Source organism: Flavobacterium sp. ALJ2 (assembly GCF_015594725.1).
Lineage (GTDB): Bacteria > Bacteroidota > Bacteroidia > Flavobacteriales > Flavobacteriaceae > Flavobacterium.
The window spans coordinates 1-3,999 of sequence record NZ_JADNRC010000035.1 but is presented as its reverse complement, the minus strand read 5'-3'; the positions used below and the strand labels follow the sequence as shown (position 1 = coordinate 3,999).

At 34.5% G+C, this 3,999-nt stretch carries 4 protein-coding genes and 5 tRNA genes; 7 read left to right on the top strand and 2 right to left on the bottom strand.

The window, feature by feature from the left end:
* Positions 1 to 621: 621 nt before the first annotated feature.
* Entirely contained in the window at positions 622 to 1,725 is a 1,104-nt protein-coding gene (locus IUY40_RS18995; RefSeq protein ID WP_195738430.1) for an FKBP-type peptidylprolyl isomerase, read from the bottom strand.
* 78 nt (positions 1,726 to 1,803) lie between these two features.
* Between IUY40_RS18995 and IUY40_RS18990 the strand changes: the two genes are divergently transcribed.
* The gene (locus IUY40_RS18990; RefSeq protein ID WP_195738429.1) at positions 1,804 to 2,196 is read left to right on the top strand and encodes an RNA-binding S4 domain-containing protein; all 393 of its coding nucleotides are present in this window, start codon (positions 1,804 to 1,806) and stop codon (positions 2,194 to 2,196) included.
* A gap of 48 nt (positions 2,197 to 2,244) precedes the next feature.
* Positions 2,245 to 2,745, top strand: coding sequence for a phosphoribosyltransferase family protein (locus IUY40_RS18985; protein WP_195738428.1), 501 nt, complete (start codon positions 2,245 to 2,247; stop codon positions 2,743 to 2,745).
* Here the strand turns inward: IUY40_RS18985 and IUY40_RS18980 are convergent.
* Positions 2,737 to 3,255, bottom strand: a complete 519-nt coding sequence (locus IUY40_RS18980; RefSeq protein ID WP_195738427.1) for a shikimate kinase — start codon at positions 3,253 to 3,255, stop codon at positions 2,737 to 2,739. The genes IUY40_RS18985 and IUY40_RS18980 overlap by 9 nt on opposite strands.
* 127 nt (positions 3,256 to 3,382) lie before the next feature.
* Between IUY40_RS18980 and IUY40_RS18975 the strand changes: the two genes are divergently transcribed.
* The 5 genes from IUY40_RS18975 to IUY40_RS18955 all read left to right on the top strand — a co-directional run bounded on the left by IUY40_RS18975 (position 3,383) and on the right by IUY40_RS18955 (position 3,916).
* Positions 3,383 to 3,455: transfer RNA gene (locus tag IUY40_RS18975), tRNA-Lys, on the top strand.
* A 37-nt stretch (positions 3,456 to 3,492) separates the two neighbouring features.
* Positions 3,493 to 3,565 (top strand) — tRNA-Lys (locus tag IUY40_RS18970).
* Between the two features lie 40 nt (positions 3,566 to 3,605).
* A tRNA-Leu gene (locus IUY40_RS18965) sits at positions 3,606 to 3,688 on the top strand.
* A gap of 39 nt (positions 3,689 to 3,727) precedes the next feature.
* Positions 3,728 to 3,800 (top strand) — tRNA-Lys (locus IUY40_RS18960).
* 43 nt (positions 3,801 to 3,843) lie between these two features.
* Positions 3,844 to 3,916: transfer RNA gene (locus IUY40_RS18955), tRNA-Lys, on the top strand.
* The last annotated feature ends 83 nt before the right edge of the window (positions 3,917 to 3,999 follow it).

Below are 3,999 nucleotides of genomic sequence, written 5' to 3'. Positions count from 1 at the left end.
ACCTTTTTAACTGGCAAGATTTTTTTGAAGTTTTTTTAAGAAATTTTATTTCTCGTTTTCTTCGTTTGTCTTAGCAGTATATCAAGGAACTTTACTTGTTTTGCGGGGTGCAAATGTAACTTTCATTTTCTAATCTCACAAGCTTTTATCAGAATCTTTTTTGAAGTTTTTTATTCCTTCATTTTAATCCCATTTGCTTGTCAGTATTTAAAAGAACGTCTTGTTTCTTGCGGGTGCAAAACTAACACCTTTTTACAGATAAACAAGGCTTTTTAAACCCATTTTTAAGTTTATTTTTCAATCTTTTATTAACAGGTTGATAACAACGCATTTACAACTTATTCCTTTTTATATTTTATAGGTAATTTCCGTAGCACAACATCCTCTCCCCCTGTTTTCTTTGGGTTTCGCGCATTTTTGCTTCTCCCGATAGCTATCGGGAGAAGCAAAAATCCTTGCCCTTTTTCTTTTAAAAAGGGCAAGATTGGAGCGGATAGCAGGAAACAGCTCCTAGAAAAACTCCTCCTATTATAATAAAGTCGAATATTCCACCTATATATAAGGACATAAAAAAACGGCTACTATAATTTTATAGTAGCCGTTTTTATCTAAACCTTAAAACTAAGGCTTCTTTACAGAAACAATAGGCTTAGCAGTATGATGATCTTTATCAAGATGTATTCTAAGTCTTTTTGGCGAAATATAATCTGGCTCTCCAGTTTCAGCAAATTGCGGTATTCCATGAGGCTCAATATCACCAATTGGATTAAATGGATAATACTTACTCGGACCTGGAGCACCTGCAGGTTTTGTAATTTCCAATTTAGTACTATACCCATCTCCATCATCATCAGTATCTAAGAAATCTGGAATTCCATCCTTATCTGTATCATCTGGATTATCACCTGTCCAATTAGGGTACTCTGTTTTATTACGAAAATCCCTTACATACCCATCTCCATCATCCTCTAGATATGACGGAATTCCATCTCCATCATGATCTATACGTTGTATTGCATATAATTTAAAACTAAAAACTAAAGGAGTATAAGATGGTATTGACCCACTACCTCCAGCATAATATGCCAATCCCGAAGGCAAGAACATAATTCCAGCTCCAAAACCACTGTATTTTATCGCACCACTTCCAGGATCTCCTACTGCAGTACCAACTTTAAAATTCGGAAAAGTTTCCCCCCACCCTTTTATCGTTTGAAACAAATTCAAGAAAGTCTGCGGAAACACCACTTCTTCAAACTGAGTAGCTATTACGACAGAAGCATCCACTGTTGCTGTCGCAGCATTTCTACTTAGATAGGTCCCCCTATAAGAAGTCAAAACCCCATCAACATTACATGGTGATTCTCCTACTCCTTCTCGCAACACCATATAATACAAAGTATAATCGAAACCATGCAGATTTACAATCTTAGATTTTAAAGTTGGAAACGTAGTACTATTTAAATAACTCCAAATAGGTTTCTGATCTGGATTGGTCTTATCAGTAATTTTTTCAATTTTTACATTTTGATCTTCAGTTTCACCAGGCTTATCAGTAACTATAATATAATTATTTTTTAAATATTCTTCAATATCAGCAATATCCGTTTCATACTGCACCTTATAATCCCTTAAAGGCTCTACAGACGCTGAATCGCTTTTAGAACAAGAAAATAGAGAGAGAGTTGCAATAGTTAAAATAAAATAATATTTAATTTTGTTCATTATTGTTGATTTTTAGGTGCGCAAGATACAATATTGATTTATTTTTGTAAAGAATTTAACTCCGATTTTTGAAAATTTATGAGAATAGATAAATACCTATGGTGCGTGCGCTATTACAAGACTCGAAATTTGGTCACCGAGGCATGCAAAAAAAACCACGTCACTGTGAATGGTCAAGTTGCAAAACCTTCTAAAGAGGTTTTTCCGACAGACAAAATTACATTTCGAAAAGATCAAATCACTCAAATCATAACGGTTCTCGACATTCCAGAGAATAGAGTTGGTGCAAAGCTTGTCGATATATATAGAAAAAACGAAACTCCCGCTGAAGCATATGCTCATTTGGAATTACTAAAACTATCCAAAGAACATTACCGAAAAAACGGAACAGGCAGACCAACTAAAAAAGATCGCAGGGACATTGATGAATTTGGCAACGACATCACTAACGATGAAGACGAGTCAGAATAACACCGAAACTAAATGCACTTAATTTTATTATTTTAAACAACAACCACAATGAGCAAAAACATCATCTTAACACATCAAGAAATCGAACATAAAATTAAACGAATTGCCTATCAAATATATGAAACATTTGTAGAGGATGATCAAATCGTGATTGCTGGGATCGCATCCAATGGTTTTATATTCGCTGAAAAATTAGCAATAGCTTTAGAATCTATCTCTTCTATTAAAGTATCTCTTTGCGAAGTGCAGATAAACAAACAAAAACCCGAATCTCCTATAAGCACCTCTCTTACCAAAGATCAATACGCCAACAAAGGATTGGTTCTTGTTGATGACGTATTAAACTCAGGAACTACTTTAATATATGCTGTTCGTCATTTTCTAGATGTTCCCTTAAAAAAATTCAAAACTGCCGTTCTAGTTGACAGAAATCACAAGAAGTACCCTGTAAAAGCTGATTTTAAAGGAATCTCTCTTTCAACATCATTACTAGAACACGTACAAGTTGTATTTGATGACAACAATAACGATTATGCCTTCTTAAGCTAAAAGCTCAAGAATATCAGAAACTGTTTCATCTATAGTCTTCTCATCTACATTCACCTTATATTTGGCTTGATTGTAATAAAAACTTCTCTCAAAGAGATGTGTTGCTATAAACTCTCTCATCTCTTCCTCGTTTTTATCAGCAATAAGTGGACGTTTACTCTTATTATAAAGTAAGCGTCCATATAATGTATTTATAGATGCTTTTAAATAAATAGAAATCACTCCTTCATTATTCAATAATTCATGATTATTAGCATAACAAGGTGTACCTCCTCCTAATCCTATAATAATTTCTTCAGGAGATTGAAGTAATTCTAAAAAAGTTTCGTGCTCTAATTTTCTAAAATATATCTCCCCATGTTTATTAAAAATCTCATTTATGGTTAAATTAACCTTATTTTCAATGCATTTATCTAAATCTAAAAATGGAACTTCTGTAATTTTTGATAATTTTTGAGCAATTGTTGACTTACCACAACCCATATACCCTAATAACACAATTTTTTTCATACTAATAAAACCTTATAAACTAAGACATTGGAAAATTTTCCAAAAAAAAGACAAATTTATAATAAAATTGCTTGGAAACTTCAAAAATAACTCCTTATATTTGCACCCGCATTCAAGGAAAGAATACGACTCGATAGCTCAGTTGGTAGAGCACATCACTTTTAATGATGGGGTCCTGGGTTCGAGCCCCAGTCGGGTCACAAAATTTGTGATAAAAAACACTTTCCTTGATAGCAAGACTCGATAGCTCAGTTGGTAGAGCACATCACTTTTAATGATGGGGTCCTGGGTTCGAGCCCCAGTCGGGTCACAAATAAGGTCGAGTAATAACTACTTGGCCTTTTTTTTTAGGCCACGTGGAGAAACGGTAGACTTGCCATCTTGAGGGGGTGGTGCTCGAAAGGGCGTGTGGGTTCAAATCCCACCGTGGTCACGAAACTCGTGATCAAACATAATATTCATTGATAATAATGACTCGATAGCTCAGTTGGTAGAGCACATCACTTTTAATGATGGGGTCCTGGGTTCGAGCCCCAGTCGGGTCACAAATTTTGTGATTAAACAAAATACTTTCTTTGATAATTAAACGACTCGATAGCTCAGTTGGTAGAGCACATCACTTTTAATGATGGGGTCCTGGGTTCGAGCCCCAGTCGGGTCACAAAAGGTCAAATAAATAATTAATTTATTTGACCTTTTTTTGCATTATAAAAAAAGACAACCTCTCTCTTTTAGAAATAAATC